17 protein-coding genes are annotated in these 15,158 nt (G+C 64.7%); 11 read left to right on the top strand and 6 right to left on the bottom strand.

Annotated features, from left to right (window positions below):
• Positions 1 to 103 precede the first annotated feature (103 nt).
• Positions 104 to 697, top strand: a complete 594-nt coding sequence (locus PVW49_RS03955) for a L,D-transpeptidase (RefSeq protein ID WP_048533512.1) — start codon at positions 104 to 106, stop codon at positions 695 to 697.
• 152 nt (positions 698 to 849) lie between these two features.
• Entirely contained in the window at positions 850 to 1,044 is a 195-nt protein-coding gene (locus PVW49_RS03950; protein WP_048533511.1) for a hypothetical protein, read from the top strand.
• Between the two features lie 89 nt (positions 1,045 to 1,133).
• On the opposite strand, the gene hemH is transcribed toward PVW49_RS03950, so the two are convergent.
• Positions 1,134 to 2,201: a ferrochelatase gene (gene hemH, locus PVW49_RS03945; RefSeq protein ID WP_274589943.1), complete on the bottom strand. Its 1,068-nt coding sequence runs from the start codon at positions 2,199 to 2,201 to the stop codon at positions 1,134 to 1,136.
• A 54-nt stretch (positions 2,202 to 2,255) separates the two neighbouring features.
• Positions 2,256 to 3,068 carry a methyltransferase domain-containing protein gene (locus PVW49_RS03940; RefSeq protein ID WP_274589942.1) on the bottom strand — a complete coding sequence of 271 codons (813 nt, stop codon included), beginning with the start codon at positions 3,066 to 3,068 and terminating at the stop codon, positions 2,256 to 2,258.
• A 17-nt stretch (positions 3,069 to 3,085) separates the two neighbouring features.
• Between PVW49_RS03940 and PVW49_RS03935 the strand changes: the two genes are divergently transcribed.
• From PVW49_RS03935 to PVW49_RS03920, 4 genes are read left to right on the top strand one after another with little or no spacing between them, the layout of a single operon-like run.
• The gene (locus PVW49_RS03935) at positions 3,086 to 3,817 is read left to right on the top strand and encodes a ComF family protein (RefSeq protein WP_074836479.1); all 732 of its coding nucleotides are present in this window, start codon (positions 3,086 to 3,088) and stop codon (positions 3,815 to 3,817) included.
• Positions 3,818 to 3,846: 29 nt separating this feature from the next.
• On the top strand, positions 3,847 to 4,107 hold the full coding sequence (grxC, locus tag PVW49_RS03930; protein WP_048533507.1) for a glutaredoxin 3: 261 nt from the start codon (positions 3,847 to 3,849) through the stop codon (positions 4,105 to 4,107).
• On the top strand, positions 4,107 to 4,937 hold the full coding sequence (locus tag PVW49_RS03925) for a carbon-nitrogen hydrolase family protein (RefSeq protein WP_274589941.1): 831 nt from the start codon (positions 4,107 to 4,109) through the stop codon (positions 4,935 to 4,937). Before grxC ends, PVW49_RS03925 begins: the two co-directional genes overlap by 1 nt.
• Entirely contained in the window at positions 4,937 to 5,383 is a 447-nt protein-coding gene (locus tag PVW49_RS03920) for a MarR family winged helix-turn-helix transcriptional regulator (RefSeq protein ID WP_048533505.1), read from the top strand. Before PVW49_RS03925 ends, PVW49_RS03920 begins: the two co-directional genes overlap by 1 nt.
• Before the next feature lie 87 nt (positions 5,384 to 5,470).
• Here the strand turns inward: PVW49_RS03920 and ubiG are convergent, their stop codons facing one another.
• A complete protein-coding gene (gene ubiG / locus PVW49_RS03915) occupies positions 5,471 to 6,217 on the bottom strand; it encodes a bifunctional 2-polyprenyl-6-hydroxyphenol methylase/3-demethylubiquinol 3-O-methyltransferase UbiG (protein ID WP_274561855.1) in 747 nt (248 codons plus the stop codon).
• A 49-nt stretch (positions 6,218 to 6,266) separates the two neighbouring features.
• Between ubiG and pip the strand changes: the two genes are divergently transcribed.
• The 5 genes from pip to PVW49_RS03890 all read left to right on the top strand — a co-directional run bounded on the left by pip (position 6,267) and on the right by PVW49_RS03890 (position 12,752).
• The gene (gene pip, locus PVW49_RS03910) at positions 6,267 to 7,238 is read left to right on the top strand and encodes a prolyl aminopeptidase (protein ID WP_048533503.1); all 972 of its coding nucleotides are present in this window, start codon (positions 6,267 to 6,269) and stop codon (positions 7,236 to 7,238) included.
• Positions 7,239 to 7,315: 77 nt separating this feature from the next.
• Entirely contained in the window at positions 7,316 to 8,305 is a 990-nt protein-coding gene (locus PVW49_RS03905; RefSeq protein ID WP_139211315.1) for an ABC transporter permease, read from the top strand.
• Positions 8,302 to 9,504, top strand: coding sequence for an ABC transporter permease (locus tag PVW49_RS03900; protein WP_170850533.1), 1,203 nt, complete (start codon positions 8,302 to 8,304; stop codon positions 9,502 to 9,504). Before PVW49_RS03905 ends, PVW49_RS03900 begins: the two co-directional genes overlap by 4 nt.
• Positions 9,501 to 11,144, top strand: a complete 1,644-nt coding sequence (locus PVW49_RS03895) for an ABC transporter ATP-binding protein (RefSeq protein WP_274589940.1) — start codon at positions 9,501 to 9,503, stop codon at positions 11,142 to 11,144. Before PVW49_RS03900 ends, PVW49_RS03895 begins: the two co-directional genes overlap by 4 nt.
• Positions 11,145 to 11,198: 54 nt before the next feature.
• On the top strand, positions 11,199 to 12,752 hold the full coding sequence (locus PVW49_RS03890) for an ABC transporter substrate-binding protein (protein ID WP_048533500.1): 1,554 nt from the start codon (positions 11,199 to 11,201) through the stop codon (positions 12,750 to 12,752).
• Positions 12,753 to 12,915: 163 nt separating this feature from the next.
• On the opposite strand, the gene hslU is transcribed toward PVW49_RS03890, so the two are convergent.
• From hslU to hslV, 3 genes are read right to left on the bottom strand one after another with little or no spacing between them, the layout of a single operon-like run.
• Entirely contained in the window at positions 12,916 to 14,223 is a 1,308-nt protein-coding gene (hslU, locus tag PVW49_RS03885; RefSeq protein WP_048533499.1) for an ATP-dependent protease ATPase subunit HslU, read from the bottom strand.
• A complete protein-coding gene (locus PVW49_RS03880; protein WP_274589939.1) occupies positions 14,220 to 14,534 on the bottom strand; it encodes a hypothetical protein in 315 nt (104 codons plus the stop codon). Before PVW49_RS03880 ends, hslU begins: the two co-directional genes overlap by 4 nt.
• Entirely contained in the window at positions 14,531 to 15,085 is a 555-nt protein-coding gene (gene hslV / locus PVW49_RS03875; RefSeq protein ID WP_048533497.1) for an ATP-dependent protease subunit HslV, read from the bottom strand. Before hslV ends, PVW49_RS03880 begins: the two co-directional genes overlap by 4 nt.
• Positions 15,086 to 15,158: the final 73 nt, after the last annotated feature.

Below are 15,158 nucleotides of genomic sequence, written 5' to 3'. Positions count from 1 at the left end.
ACCTCGGCGGCGATCCGCGCGCTGACGGCGGTTTGATTTGCGACTGAGGCTTTCGCGCACTAAAATTGTCGTGATCATGACGGCGTTTGCGAGGAACGGGATTATGACCAAGACTTCAGCGACTCAGTTGAATCGCCGCGCCTTCGTGGCCGGTTCCGCCGCACTGATCGGCGCGCCCGCACTGGCGCAGACCCAGGGCAGCATCGAGATCGAGCAGGATATCTCCTCGGCGGTGCGGCGCAATATCTCGAGCTTTCGATCGCTCGACTGGCGGCCCTATTTCAATTCGCTCTCCAACGGCGCGATCCTCGTCGACATCACCAGCCGGGCGCTGCACTACTGGTCGCAGAACGGCGAGACCTACCGGCTTTATCCCACCTCGGTGCCGCTGACCGAAGATCTGACGCGACGCGGCCGCACCTCGGTGATCCGCAAGGTCGAGGGGCCGGAATGGCGCCCCACGCCGTCGATGAAAAAGCGCAATCCCGAGTGGCCGGATTACGTCGGTCCGGGGCCTGACAATCCGCTTGGAACCCATGCGCTCTATCTGAGTTGGACCTACTACCGTATCCACGGCACACATGACACGCGCAAGATCGGCCGTCGCTCGTCGAACGGCTGTATTGGCCTTTATAATCAGCACATTGCGGAACTTTTCAGCCGGGCCAAAGTGGGCACACAAGTGTTGCTAATTTGACGACAAATCGGCGCTCTGCGAGAGCCCACAACAAAGATGAGTTTGCAATCCCCCAGATAAGCTGCTTAGAAAAAAACCACGAGGTAAGTCTTGGGTGCTTGCCGCAACCAGTATGGTTAAAGAGCGGTAAGTGAATATCTGGAGGATATGATATGAAGAAACTCGCACTCGCAGCGGCCCTGTCCGCAGCAGCTTCGACCGCATTCGCCGGTTCGTATGCAAAAGACGACGTCATCATCGAAGCACCGGTGATCGTTGAAGAAACCACGCAAGCATCCACGTCGGCCGGTATCCTGGTTCCGCTGATCCTGCTTGCCCTGGTTGTTGCTGTCGCTTCGGCTGACTAAGCACGACCTGATCGAAAAAAGAGAAAGCGGCGTCCTCGGGCGCCGCTTTTTCTATTCTGCATCGGGCCGGTTCGGCGCCGGCCGCCCGGTCAGTCGAGCCAGCCGCCGAGGTTCTCGCGGATCACCGTGCTCAGCGCCGCGATATGCGCCGGATCGTCGTTCAGGCAGGGCACATAGGTAAAGCGCGCGCCGCCGGCTTCTTCAAAGCTCTCGCGGATCTCTTCGTTGATCTCTTCCAGCGTCTCGATGCAATCGGCGGAAAATGCCGGCGCGATCACCGCGATGTTCTTTTTGCCGTCCTCGCGGGCCAGCCGCGCCACCTCGTCCACCGTGTAGGGTCGGAGCCAGTCCTCGGGGCCGAACTGCGACTGAAAGGTGGTGGTGATCTCGGTATCCGCCCAGCCCAAGCGTTCCTTCAGCAGGCGCGTCGTCTTCTGGCACTGGCAGTGGTAGGGGTCGCCTTCCATCAGATAGCGCTTGGGCACCCCGTGGTAGGAGCACACCAGGATATCCGGCCGCGTCTCGAGATCGGCGTAGCGCCGCTCGACCGATTGCGCCAGGGCGTCGATATAGGCGGGATGTTCGAAATAAGGATCGACGATGCGCGCCGTGGGTTGCCATTTCTCCTGCATCAGCGCCCGAAAGAACTGATCGTTGGCTGTGGCCGAAGTGGCCCCGGCATATTGCGGATAAAGCGGGAAAAACACGATCTTGGTGCAGCCGGCGGCGACCATCTCGCGCACCTTGGACCCGGTCGAGGGGTTGCCGTAGCGCATGCAGAATTCGACCATCACCCGGTCGCCGTACTGGTCGGTCAGGGTCTCGCGGATCGCGGCGGTCTGGGCCTTGGTGATCGTCATCAGCGGGCTTTCGTCGGCCTCGGTGTTCCAGATCGTGCGATAAGCCGCGCCCGAGGTGAAAGGCCGCTTGCTCAGGATGATGAGCTGCAACAGCGGCTGCCATTTCCACGCCGGATAGTCGATCACCCGCTTGTCTGACAGGAATTCGCCCAGATAGCGGCGCATCGACCAGTAATCGGTGCCGTCCGGCGTGCCGAGGTTGGCCAGAAGGATGCCCAATTTCTGCGCCGGGATCGCGGGGTGGTCTTTCGGGGCATGGGCCGGGCAGGTGGCTCCGGGCTGGCTGGTGTCGCGCATCAGGGTCTCCGCTGGCATAGGATCGGGAGACAGATAACGACTGTCCTCCCGCCGTCAATCATTCAGCTTGGTTTCACGGGTTGCCAATGCGTCAGCCAGCCGCGCCTTGGCCGATCCCGGCCGCAACGGCTGCGGCTGGCTCTCGTCGGGCGCCCAGCCGGTGAGCACGATGATTTCGAAGGTGGCGGGGATACGGCCGCCGGCATCGGCATGGGCCTCGGCATAGATCTCGGCGGCGCGGAGCAGCACCGCGCGGCGGGTCGGATGGCGCAGCCGCGCGTCCAGCGCATTGGCCTCGCCCATCGCCCGCAGATCGCGCATCAGGTGCAGCGCCGAGGCATAGGTCACTGTGAGCGCAAAGGCATCGGCCACCGGCAGGGCAAAGCCCGCGCGCTGCAACAGCCCGCCCATGTCGCGGATCTCGGCCATCGGCGCGATGCGCGGCGACAACCCTCCGGTGACCTCGGCCTCGGCGGTGGCAAGGCAGGCGCGCAGCTCTTGCAGGGTGCGGCCGCCGAACAGCGAGGCAAGAAAGAAGCCATCGGGCCGCAGCGCGCGGCGGCATTGGATCAACTGGCCGACCGGGTCTTCGGCCCAGTGCAGCGCATGGCTGTGCAGGATCAGGTCATGCGACTGCTGATCAAGCGCCAGGGTGTCGCTGTCGGCCACCAGCCGCGCCCCGGGCAGCGTGCCCCGCCAGATCTGCGGCTGGCCGGTGACGATCGCCGGCGCCGTAAAGGTTCTGTTAACCAATGTCAGCCGATCCTGAAGGTCGTCGCGCGCGGTCTGAAACAGGAACAGCGCCTCCTGACGGGCGCGCTGGCGGTTGCGGGCGAGGGCCGCGGTATCGGTGAGGCGTGGCTGCATGTGGGGTAGATAGAGCCATGGGAGAGATTGTTCAAACCGCTCTGCGGATGATCTATCCGCCGCAATGTCTGATCTGCCGCGAGATGGTCGAAAGCGATTTCGGTCTCTGCGGGGCCTGCTGGCGCGACACGCCGTTTCTGGGCGGGCTGGTCTGTGACGGCTGCGGCACGCCCCTGCCGGGCAGCAACCCCGACGAGATCGCCCACTGCGATGCCTGTCTTGCCTATCCGCGCGGCTGGGACCGGGCCCGCGCGGCGCTGCTCTATCATGACAATGGCCGGCGGCTGGTGTTGGGGATGAAACACAATGACCGCAATGACATCGCCCGCATCGGCGCGCTCTGGCTGGCCCGCGTGCTGCGGCCGCTGATCCTGCCGCAGATGCTGGTGGCGCCGGTGCCGCTGCACTGGCTGCGGCTGATGTCACGCCGTTACAATCAATCCGCGCGGCTGGCCAGGGCGCTGGCGGGCGAGCTGGGGCTGTCCTACTGCCCCGATCTGCTGCAACGGGTGCGGCGCACCCGCAGTCTTGGCCGGATGACGGGGGAGGAGCGGCGCGCCGTGCTGGCGGGCGCGATCCGGCTGCACCCCGGCCGGCGGCATCGGGTGGCGGCGCACCGCCCGGTGCTGCTGATCGACGATGTTCTGACCACCGGCGCGACGCTCTCGGCCTGTGGCGCGGCGCTGCGTGCGGCGGGCGCCGGGCCGATATGCGCCGGTGTACTGGCAAGAGCGGTGCGGGAGGACTAGGTAAGGGGCAACAGCAAAGGAAAGCCAGAATGCCCCGGATTGAAATCTACACCTCGCCGCTCTGCGGCTTCTGTCACGCCGCCAAACGGCTGCTGGACCAGAAGGGTGTTGCCTATGACGAGATCGACGTGCTGCAAAACCCCGACCGCAAGCCCGAGATGATCCAGCGCGCCAATGGCGGCCGTACCGTGCCGCAGATCTTCGTGGGCGAAACCCATGTCGGCGGCTGTGACGACCTGTTTGCGCTGGAACGCTCCGGCAAGCTCGACCCGCTGCTCGACGCCGCCTGATGCGCAGCGCGCTGCTGCAACTGTCGTCCACCGACGATCCGGCGGAAAACCTCGCCACCACGGCGGCGCGGATCGACGCCGCGGTGGCCGAGGGCGCGGGGTTCGTTCTGACGCCCGAGGTGACGAATTGCGTCTCGGCCAGCCGGTCCCGGCAGCAGGCGGTGCTGCAACAGGAGAAAGACGACATCACCCTCGCCGGATTGCGCGATCTGGCGGCGCGGCGGGGGATCTGGCTCTCGATCGGGTCGTTGGCGTTGAAAACCGGCGCGGCCGACGGGCGTTTCGCCAACCGCTCCTTCCTGATCGGACCAGCGGGCGACATCGTCGAGCGTTATGACAAGATCCACATGTTCGACGTGCAGGTCAGCGAGACCGAGACCTATCGCGAGAGCGCGGGCTTCCGCCCCGGCACCGCGGCGGTGGTGGCCGAGACGCCCTTTGCCACCCTCGGCCTGAGCATCTGCTACGATCTGCGGTTCCCGCAGCTTTACCGCGCGCTGGCCCATGCCGGGGCCGAGGTGCTGCTGGTGCCATCGGCCTTTTCGCCGGTCACTGGCGCCGCCCATTGGCAACCGTTGCTGCGCGCCCGGGCGATCGAGAGCGGGGCCTGGGTGCTGGCAGCGGCGCAATGCGGCACGCATGATGCGGTGCGTGGCAAGCAGCGCACAACATATGGGCATTCCATGGCAGTGGCGCCCTGGGGTGAGATCCTGGCCGAGGCCGGCGAGGCGCCGGAGGTGCTTTGGGTTGACCTGAGCCGGGAAGCGGTGGACAAAGCCCGCGAGCGGGTGCCCTCGCTCACCCATGACCGTGACTTCACAGGACCCTGATGGCCGATCAGACTGCCAATGGCCTCGCGGTGGCGCTGTTCTCGGAGCTGTTCACCGCCGATCAGATGTTGCGCAACCGGCTCAGCCGGATGCTGCCCAAAGGCATGGAATTGTCGCATTTTTCGGTGCTCAACCACCTGGCGCGCTTCAAGCAGGAGCGGACGCCGGCGCAGCTTGCCCGGTCGTTTCACGTGACCCGGGGGGCGATGACCAACACGCTGAGCAAGCTCGAGGCGGCCGGGTTCATCCATATCCGGCCCGATTGGGACGACGCCCGGTCGAAGCTGGTGACGATCTCACCGGCCGGGGTGCAGGCGCGGGATGCGGCGCTGGATGCGATCACGCCGCTGATCACCGATCTGGTGGGCGAACTGGGGCAGGAGCGGGTCCGGGCGGCGCTGCCGATCCTGCGCGACCTGCGGCTGAAGCTGGAAGACGAAGGCTGAACGGGCGCCCTTGGGCCGGTGGCGGAGCGAGGGGCCAGCCCCTCGCGCTCCCCGCGGTATTTGAAGCAAGAGGACAGGGCGGGGGTATCAGGCCGGTTTCAGGCTGGTGGTGACATAGTTCACGCTCAGGTCGCGCGACGAGATCGACCAGCCCCAGGTGACCGGGTTGAAGACGAAGCCCTTGCGGTCGACCGGGTTCATGCCGGATTGCTTGAGCAGTTCGAACAGCTCTTCGGGGGTGATGAATTTCGACCATTCATGGGTGCCCCTGGGCAGCCAGCGCATCACCCATTCGGCGCCGAGGATGGCCATGGCAAAGCTCTTGGGGTTGCGGTTGATGGTCGAACAGATCTGCATGCCGCCGGGTTTCAGCAGGCGCTGGCAGGCGGTGAGATAGGCCGGCGGATCGGCGACATGTTCCACCACCTCCATGTTGAGCACCACGTCGAATTGTTCGCCCTGCTCCACCATCGCCTCGGCGGTGACATGCCGGTAGTCGATCTCGAGCCCCTGCTGTTCGGCGTGCAGCCGCGCCACCGGGATATTGCCGGCGGCGGCATCGGCGCCGACCACGGTGGCCCCGAGCCGCGCCATCGGTTCGCAGAGCAGCCCGCCGCCGCAGCCGATGTCGAGCAGGCGCAGCCCCTCGAAGGGGCGCGGCGCGCTCAGGTCGCGCGAGAACTCGCCGGCGATCTGGCTGGTGATATAGTCCAGCCGGCAGGGGTTGAGCATGTGCAGCGGCTTGAACTTGCCGGCGGGATCCCACCATTCGGCGGCCATCGCCTCGAATTTCGAGATTTCCGACGGATCGACTGTGGTCTGGGCGGTTTGCATGGCATGCTCCCTATGGTCTTTCGGTCCCTCGGTCTCATATAGGATGATTATGGACAAGTTCTCAGGCCAAAAGCGCGCAGTGCAATATCTCTATCCGCAGATCGATCCCTTCGATCAGCGCATGCTCGACGTCGGAGATGGCCACAAGGTCTATGTCGAGCAGTCCGGCCGGCCCGACGGCCTCCCGGTGGTGGTGCTGCATGGCGGCCCGGGCGGCGGATGCAGCCCGGCGATGCGGCGCTATTTCGACCCCCGGGTCTATCGTGTCGTGCTTTTCGATCAGCGCGGCTGTGGCCGGTCGCGGCCGCATGCCAGCGTCGAACACAACACCACCTGGCATCTGGTGGCGGATATCGAACGCATCCGCGAGGTGCTTGGCATCGGCCGGTGGACGGTCTTCGGCGGCAGCTGGGGCGCCACCCTGGCGCTGATCTATGCCGAGACCCACCCGGAGGCGGTGCGGGCGCTGGTGCTGCGCGGCGTCTTCATGATGACCCAGGCCGAGCTCCGCTGGTTCTATGGCGGCGGCGCCGGGCAGTTCTGGCCCGAAACCTGGCAGCGATTTGCCGACCTGATCCCCGAGGACGAGCAGGACGACATGATCGCCGCCTATCACAAGCGGTTGTTTTCCGGCAATCTTCCCGAGGAAACCCGTTATGCCAAGGCCTGGTCGGCCTGGGAGAACGCGCTGGCCTCGGTCTATTCCTCGGGCCATGGCGGCGAGACGCCGGGGGAGTATGCCCGCGCCTTTGCCCGGCTCGAGAATCACTATTTCATCAATGGCGGTTTCCTGGATTACGACGGCCAGATCCTCGACCAGGTGGACCGCATCGCGCAGATCCCCGGGGTCATCGTGCAGGGCCGTTATGACATGATCTGCCCGCCGCGCCGCGCCTGGGAGCTGTCGCGCCGCTGGCCCAATTCCGAGCTGCGGATGATCCGCAATGCCGGCCATGCGCTGTCGGAGCCGGGCATCTCGGCGGAACTGGTGCGGGCGATGGACCATCTGGCCGAGCGCTGATTTATCAAACCGGTTTACATTTGAGAGGGGATCGCTAGGCTTTCCCAACCACTCACCATACCGGGATGACCTGCCACGTGCCTGGCGTCTTGAAAATCGTACTTCAGCGGCTCGCTCTGGGCCTTGTCACGCTCTTTGTGGTTTCCATCGTCATTTTCGTCGCCGTCAACGCGCTTCCGGGGGATTTCGCCCAGGTGATTCTGGGTCAGGGCGCCACGCCCGAGGCGGTGGCGGCGATCCGGCGCGACCTGGCGCTGGACGAACCCCTGGTGACGCGTTACGTCGGCTGGCTGGGGGCCATCCTGACCGGCGATCTGGGCACCTCCTTCGCGCAGCTCAACTTCCAGTCCTCGCTCGGCGGTGGCGAGATGAAGACCGTGGCTTCGCAGATCGCGCCACGCTTTGCCAATACGATCTTTCTGGCCGGGGTGACGGCGGCGATCGCGGTGCCGGTGGCGGTGGCGCTGGGGGTGCTGGCGGCGCTCTATCGCGGCTCGGTGTTCGACCGGTTCACCAATATCTTCACGCTCTCTTCGGTCTCCAGCCCCGAATTCTTTCTGGCCTACATGCTGATCCTGTTCCTGGCGGTGCTCAATCCGATGCTGCCGTCGCTGTCGAACATCTATGACGGCATGGCGTTTTCCGAACGGCTCCGGGCGACCATGCTGCCGGCGCTGACGCTGACGCTGATCGTGCTGGCGCAGATGATGCGGATGACGCGGGCGGCGATCATCAACCTGCTGGCCTCGCCCTATATCGAGATGGCGCGGCTCAAGGGCATCAGCCCGATGCGGGTCATCGTGCGCCACGCGCTGCCCAATGCGCTGGCGCCGATCATCAACGTCATCGCGCTGAACCTGGCCTATCTGATCACCGGGGTGGTCGTGGTCGAGGTGGTCTTTGTCTATCCCGGCATCGGCCAGCTGTTCGTCGATGCGGTGAAAATCCGCGATATCCCGGTGGTGCAGGCCTGCTGCCTGATCTTTGCCGCCGCCTATATCCTGCTGAACCTGACGGCGGATATCCTGTCGATTCTGTCCAACCCGCGTCTGAGGCATCCGAAATGACCGCTCTGCTTTACGTTTCGGGCGCGCTGCTGGCCTGTCTGGCTCTGGGCTGGCTGGGCCGCCGGATCGCACAGACAACCACCGGCAATGCGCCACGCTATCGCGACATGCCGTTGGCGGTGGCCTTCGGGTATGCGTTTTCGGCGCTGCTTCTGGGGCTTGGCGTCTGGTTCTACTTTCAGCCCACGGCGACCGAGGCGGGCATTCCGCGCGCCAGCGTGATGTTCTTTCGCTGGGCGGTGCAGGGCTTTGTGATCTTCGCGCTGGCGGCCTTTGTCTTTCGCCTGGCGGGCCGGCATGTCGGCCCGGCGGGCAGCCGCAAGATGTTCCGCAACATGCCGCTGACCGCCGCCTTCGGCATCCTGATGATCCTGATCTATGCCGTGGTGGCGATCTTTGCCGGCCAGATCGCGCCGCATGGCCAGGCCGAGGTGTTCAACGCCGTCAACGTTCTGCCCGGCGGCAACCCGGCCACCGGCGGCAACCCGGAGTTTCCGCTGGGCACCGACCAGATCGGCCGCGATCTGCTGTCGCGACTGATCTATGGCGCGCAGAACACCGTCGGCATCGCTTTCATCACCACCTTGCTGGCCTTTTTCATCGGCGGCAGCCTCGGCTTTCTGGCGGCGACGCTGCAAGGCTGGCTCGACCAGTTGCTGAGCCGCGGCGTCGATGTGTTGATGGCGATCCCCTCGCTGATCTTTGCGCTGCTGCTGATGACCATCGCCAGCGCCTGGGCGGGATCGGAGAAATGGCTGCTGACGGTCTATATGGTGATCATCATCGCGGTGATCGATTCGACGCGGGTGTTTCGTCTGGCGCGCGCGGTGGGTCTGAACATCGTGGTCATGGATTACATCGAGGCCGCCAAGCTGCGCGGCGAGGGGCTGCGCTATCTGATCTTTGACGAGATCCTGCCCAACGCCCTCGCGCCGCTGCTGGCCGAGTTCGGCCTGCGCTTCTGCTTTGTCTTCCTGACCATCGCCTCGCTGTCGTTCCTTGGCGTCGGCATCCAGCCGCCGCTGGCGGATTGGGGCACCATGGTGCGCGATCTGGCGCAGTTCATCAATTTCGCCGCCTTTTCGCCGCTGACCGCGACGCTGCCGCTGCTGGCCGCCGGGGCGATTGCCCTGCTGACCGTGGCGGTGAATTTCGTGGTCGACTGGATGCTGCACAAGTCCTCGGGGTTGAAGGAATGAGCCGCCTGCTGACGATCAACGACCTCGTGCTCGAGGGCCGCAGCGACGAAAGCTGGAGCCGGATCGTCAATGGCGTGAGCCTGACGCTCGACAAGGGCGAGGTGCTGGGATTGATCGGCGAAAGCGGGGCCGGCAAATCCACCGTCGGTCTGGCCGCCATGGGCTTTACCCGCGACGGGGTGCGGATTGCCGGCGGCTCGGTCGAGTTCGACGGCATCGACCTGGTCAATGCCTCGGCCAATACCAAGCGCAACCTGCTGGGCAAACGCATCGCCTATGTGGCGCAATCCGCCGCCGCCAGCTTCAACCCGGCGCATCGGCTGATCGACCAGCACACCGAAGGACCGGTGGTGCATGGCGTCATGGGCCGGGGCGAGAGCGCCGAGGACGGTATCGAGCTTTACCGCCGGCTGCGCCTGCCCAACCCCGAGGAAATCGGCTTTCGCTATCCGCATCAGGTCTCGGGCGGGCAGTTGCAGCGGGCAATGACGGCGATGGCGATGTCCTGCCGGCCGGATCTCATCATCTTTGACGAGCCGACCACCGCGCTCGACGTGACCACCCAGATCGAGGTGCTGGCGGCGATCCGCAAGATCGTCGAGGATTTCGACACCGCTGCGATCTACATCACCCACGATCTGGCGGTGGTGGCGCAGATGGCCGATCGGATCAAGGTGCTGCTCAAGGGGGACGAGGTGGAAGAGGCCACGACCCGCGAGATGCTCGACCATCCGCAGGAGGATTACACCAAGAGCCTCTGGGCGGTGCGCGAGTTCCAGCATGCGGAAAAGCCGCTGGCGCCCAAGGGGGCAGTGCCGGTGATCTCGGTCAGGAATGTCACCGCCGGCTATGGCAAGATCGACGTTCTGCAAGACGTCAGCTTCGACATTCACGAGGCCCGCACCGTCGCTGTGGTGGGCGAGAGCGGATCGGGCAAATCCACGACCGCGCGCTGCATCACCGGGTTGCTGCCGCCCCGTCAGGGGCAGATCCTGCTCGATGGCGAGGCGCTGCCGCCGGACTATCGCAAACGCTCCAAGATGCAGCTTCGCCAAGTACAGATGATCTATCAGATGGCCGATACCGCGCTCAATCCGCGCAAGACCATCGCCCAGATCATCGGCCGGCCGGTGCAATTCTACCTCGGCCTGCGCGGCAAGGAGAAGCGTCGCCGGGTGAACGAGCTGCTCGAGCATATCGAGCTCGACCCGGCGCAATTCGCCGGCCGGCTGCCGAGCGAGCTGTCCGGCGGCCAGAAACAGCGCGTCGGCATTGCCCGCGCCCTTGCGGCGGAGCCCAAGTTCATTATCTGTGACGAGGTGACATCGGCGCTCGATCAGCTGGTGGCCGAGGGCATCCTGCGGTTGCTGGCGCGGCTTCAGGACGAATTGCAGCTCAGCTACATGTTCATCACCCATGACCTCGCCACCGTGCGATCGATCGCCGACGAGGTGGTGGTGATGAAGGATGGCGTGGTGGTGGAACAGGGGCCCAAGACCGAGATGTTCACCCCGCCGCATCATGCCTACACCGATCTTCTGCTGTCTTCGGTGCCCGAGATGGATCCGGACTGGCTCGACAAACTGCTGGCAGAACGTGGAGTTGATAACATCGGCGATGCCGCTGTTGATAAGATGTAGGGCGAATCGCGCACGAGGGGCGGGATTTCAAATAACAAAAACAGGGAGACGACTATGACAAGATTGACACGACGCGGGCTTCTGCGCACCGGTGCCGCTGCCGGTGTTCTGGCCGCCTCGGGCCTGCCGCTGAAGGCCCAGATGAAGCGTGGCGGACGGCTGCGCGCGGGCCTTGCCGGGGCCAATACCTCGGACAACTGGGATGCACGCACCCATACCGACGCCTTCATGCAGAACGCCTCGCAGGGGGCGGTGTTCGATGCGCTGACCGAAGTGGCCGCCGATGGCACGCTTGTGGGCGAACTGGCCGAAAGCTGGGAGGCCAGCCCCGACGCCAAGACCTGGACCTTCAACCTGCGCCAGGGCGTGACCTTCCACAACGGCAAGGCCTTTGGCGCCGACGACGTGATCGAATCGCTGCAAATGCACGTCGCCGAGGATTCGAAATCCGCCGCCAAGCCGATTGTCTCTGCGATCACCGAAATGAAGAAACTGGGCGAGCATCAGGTGCAGCTTGTGCTGGCGGCGGGCAATGCCGATCTGCCGTATCTGCTGTCGGATTATCACCTGATGATGTACCCGGCCGGCCAGATCGACGAGGCGATCTCCAAGGGTATCGGCACCGGCCTTTATCAGGTGGTCAGCTTCGATCCCGGCGTGCGGTTCGTCGGCAAGCGGGTCGACAGCCACTACAAGGGCGATGCCGCCGGCTTCTTCGACGAGATCGAGTTCATCGCGATCAACGATCCCACGGCGCGGATGAACGCGCTGCTGACCGGCCAGGTCGAGACGATCAACCGCGTCGACGTCAAGACCGAGGCGCTGCTCAATGCCAACCCGCTGGTCAGTATCCAGGAGGTGACCGGCAATCGGCATTTCACCTTCCCGATGCTCACCAATGTCGCGCCGTTCGATGACGTCAACGTGCGCCGCGCGCTCAAGCACGGCATCAACCGCCAGGAGATGGTCGACAAGATCCTGCTCGGCCACGGCAGCATCGCCTATGACACGCCGATCGGCCCCGCCAACCAGTATTACGCCGCCGATATGGAGCCGATCCCCTATGATCCCGACAAGGCCGCCTTTTATCTGAAAGAGGCCGGGATGGATCAGCTCAACATCGATCTGTCGGCCTCTTCGGCGGCCTTTGCGGGCGCGGTGGATGCCTCGCAGCTCTATCAATCCTCGGCGAAACCGGCGGGCATCAACATCAACGTCGTGCAGGAACCGGCGGATGGCTACTGGTCGAACGTCTGGCTGAAGAAACCCTTCAGCGCCGCCTTCTGGTCGGGTCGCGCCACCGAGGACTGGATGTTCTCTTCCGCTTACGAGGACGGAGTGCCGTGGAACGACAGCCAATGGGGCACCGAGGACAGCGAGCGATTCCAGGAACTACTGGTGACGGCGCGCGCCGAACTCGACAGCGACAAGCGCCGCGAGATGTACACCGAGATGCAGATGATCCTGCGCGACGACGGCGGGGTGATCATCCCGATGTTCGCCAACTGGGTGCAGGCGGTGTCGAACAAGCTGTCGGTGCCGGGCACGGTGGGCAACCTCTGGGGCATGGACAACGCAAGGATGGCCGAGCGCTGGGCAATGGCCTGAGAGGTGTGAAGCGCCCGCCCGCGGGTTTCGCGGGCGGGGTCTCGGCCCCTCCGGCCGGTCATTATCGCCGCCGCGCATCTTCGGGCCGCGGCCCAGGAGATGCGCGGCTCATCTTGAGGTCGCGCACCCGCGCTCCGGGCCTGACCGGGGCCTCACGCCCTGATCACAGCACGTAGCGGCTCACATCGGTCGAACGGGTCAGCTCGCCGAGGTTCTTCTCGACAAAGTCCGCATCCACCGTCACCGACTGCCCGGCGCGGTCGGGCGCATGGAAGCTCAGCTCTTCGAACACCCGCTCCATCACCGTGTAGAGGCGCCGCGCGCCGATGTTCTCGACGCTGTCGTTGACCTCGAAGGCGATCTTCGCGAGCTGCGCGATGCCCTCTTCGGTGAAATCCACCGCCACCTCTTCGGTGCCCATCAGCGCCGTATACTGCCGCGTCAGCGCATTGTCGGTCTCGGTCAGGATACGGACGAAATCGTCTTCGGTCAGCGCCCGCAGGTTGACCCGGATCGGCAGACGGCCCTGCAATTCCGGCAGCAGATCCGATGGCTTGGCGATGTGGAAGGCGCCGGAGGCGATAAAGAGGATGTGGTCGGTCTTGACCGCACCATGTTTGGTGCTGACGGTGGTGCCCTCGATCAGCGGCAGCAGATCGCGCTGCACGCCCTCGCGGCTGACATCGCCGCCGCGCGCGTCCTTGCGGGCGCAGACCTTGTCGATCTCGTCGAGAAAGACGATGCCGTTCTGTTCCACCGCTTCCAGCGCCGCCTTGTTGACCGTCTCGTCGTCAAGCAGTTTGTCGGCCTCTTCGGAAATCAGCACGTCATAGCTCTCGCGTACGCTCATCCGCTTGCGCACGGTCCGGCCGCCAAAGGCCTTGCCGAAGATATCGCCGAGGTTCATCATCCCCATCTGGCTGCCGGGCTGGCCGGGGATGTCCATCATGCCCATCGGGTTGGAATGGTCGGTCAGCTCCAGCTCGATCATCGTGTCGTCGAGCAGCCCGTCCTTGAGCTTCTTGCGGAACATGTCGCGGGTGCCTTCGCGGGCGTCCTCGCCGGCGATTGCGGCGATCACCCGGTCCTCGGCGGCCTGATGCGCCTTGGCCTTGACGTCTTCGCGCATCCAGTCGCGGGTCTGGATGATGGCGGCATCGACGAGATCGCGGATGATCTGCTCGACGTCGCGGCCGACGTACCCCACTTCGGTGAATTTGGTGGCTTCGACCTTGATGAAGGGCGCCTTGGCCAGCTTGGCGAGGCGGCGGGAGATCTCGGTCTTGCCGACGCCGGTGGGGCCGATCATCAGGATGTTCTTGGGATAGACTTCGTCGCGCAGGTCATCGGCCAGCTGCTTGCGCCGCCAGCGGTTGCGCAGCGCCACGGCCACGGCGCGTTTGGCATCGGCCTGACCGATGATGAACCGGTCGAGTTCCGAGACGATTTCGCGGGGAGTGAGGTCTGTCATGTTGTTGGGTCGTCGAGGATCCAGGCCTCGACCTCCTGATTGTTTTCTTCGATCAATCCGCCGCGCGCGCCAATCTCGATCAGCAAGGTGCGGCAGTCTTCTGCTTCCATTCCGGTTTCAAGGCAAAGCCGCGAAATCGTGCGCCATCCTGTCGGGGCGACCTTTCGGTCCTTCAGCATGGCTTCCAGCCGCGTCCGCCGGGGTTTGGCCCAGGTCTTGCCGTGTTTCCAGTCCCGGTATTCCTGAAGAAGGATGGGGCCGATTACACCGCCGACAAGACCGCCAAGAATTGCGGCAAGAAGCTCGGTCATGCCGAAATCGTCTCCACCGTCAGGTTGCCATTGGTATAGACGCAGATGTCGGCGGCGATTGCCATCGCCTTGCGCGCCACCTCTTCCGCCGAAAGGTCGGTCTCGATCAGCCCGCGTGCCGCCGCCAGGGCGTAGTTGCCGCCCGATCCGATGGCGGTAACGTCATGCTCGGGCTCGAGCACATCGCCGGCGCCGGTGATCACGAACATCTGGGCACCGTCCGAGACGATCAGCATCGCTTCGAGCTTTTGCAGGTATTTGTCGGTGCGCCAGTCCTTGGCCAGCTCGACACAGCCGCGCGCCAACTGGCCCGGCGTGCTCTCCAGCTTGGCCTCGAGCCGTTCGAGCAGCGTGAAGGCATCGGCGGTCGAGCCGGCAAAGCCGCAGACCACATCCGAGCCGCCGGGGCTGATGCGGCGCACCTTGCGGGCGGTGCCCTTGATCACGGTCTGGCCAAGGCTGACCTGTCCGTCGCCGGCAATCACCACCTGGCCGCCCTTCTTGACGCCAATGATCGTCGTGCCGTGCCAGCCGGGGAATTCTTCGCTCATGGGGCCTCCTGGGGGGCTTGCTTCGGGTTTCGGCCTATATGGAACCCGGGGACAGCCCATGCAAGGGGCCGGG

This window comes from Marinovum sp. PR37 (genome assembly GCF_028807375.1).
In the GTDB taxonomy this organism is placed as follows: Bacteria; Pseudomonadota; Alphaproteobacteria; order Rhodobacterales; family Rhodobacteraceae; genus Marinovum; species Marinovum algicola.
The sequence above is the reverse complement of the archived record's forward strand: the minus strand, read 5'-3'. Positions and strand labels throughout refer to the sequence as shown.

Excerpts from the sequence above, each read along its gene's own strand:
- PVW49_RS03955 (WP_048533512.1), top strand. The coding sequence starts at position 104 with ATGACCAAGACTTCAGCGACTCAGTTGAATCGCCGCGCCTTCGTGGCC.
- PVW49_RS03950 (WP_048533511.1), top strand. The coding sequence starts at position 850 with ATGAAGAAACTCGCACTCGCAGCGGCCCTGTCCGCAGCAGCTTCGACC.
- hemH (WP_274589943.1), bottom strand. The coding sequence starts at position 2,201 with ATGCGCGACACCAGCCAGCCCGGAGCCACCTGCCCGGCCCATGCCCCG.
- PVW49_RS03940 (WP_274589942.1), bottom strand. The coding sequence starts at position 3,068 with ATGCAGCCACGCCTCACCGATACCGCGGCCCTCGCCCGCAACCGCCAG.
- PVW49_RS03935 (WP_074836479.1), top strand. The coding sequence starts at position 3,086 with ATGGGAGAGATTGTTCAAACCGCTCTGCGGATGATCTATCCGCCGCAA.
- grxC (WP_048533507.1), top strand. The coding sequence starts at position 3,847 with ATGCCCCGGATTGAAATCTACACCTCGCCGCTCTGCGGCTTCTGTCAC.
- PVW49_RS03925 (WP_274589941.1), top strand. The coding sequence starts at position 4,107 with ATGCGCAGCGCGCTGCTGCAACTGTCGTCCACCGACGATCCGGCGGAA.
- PVW49_RS03920 (WP_048533505.1), top strand. The coding sequence starts at position 4,937 with ATGGCCGATCAGACTGCCAATGGCCTCGCGGTGGCGCTGTTCTCGGAG.
- ubiG (WP_274561855.1), bottom strand. The coding sequence starts at position 6,217 with ATGCAAACCGCCCAGACCACAGTCGATCCGTCGGAAATCTCGAAATTC.
- pip (WP_048533503.1), top strand. The coding sequence starts at position 6,267 with ATGGACAAGTTCTCAGGCCAAAAGCGCGCAGTGCAATATCTCTATCCG.
- PVW49_RS03900 (WP_170850533.1), top strand. The coding sequence starts at position 8,302 with ATGACCGCTCTGCTTTACGTTTCGGGCGCGCTGCTGGCCTGTCTGGCT.
- PVW49_RS03895 (WP_274589940.1), top strand. The coding sequence starts at position 9,501 with ATGAGCCGCCTGCTGACGATCAACGACCTCGTGCTCGAGGGCCGCAGC.
- PVW49_RS03890 (WP_048533500.1), top strand. The coding sequence starts at position 11,199 with ATGACAAGATTGACACGACGCGGGCTTCTGCGCACCGGTGCCGCTGCC.
- hslU (WP_048533499.1), bottom strand. The coding sequence starts at position 14,223 with ATGACAGACCTCACTCCCCGCGAAATCGTCTCGGAACTCGACCGGTTC.
- PVW49_RS03880 (WP_274589939.1), bottom strand. The coding sequence starts at position 14,534 with ATGACCGAGCTTCTTGCCGCAATTCTTGGCGGTCTTGTCGGCGGTGTA.
- hslV (WP_048533497.1), bottom strand. The coding sequence starts at position 15,085 with ATGAGCGAAGAATTCCCCGGCTGGCACGGCACGACGATCATTGGCGTC.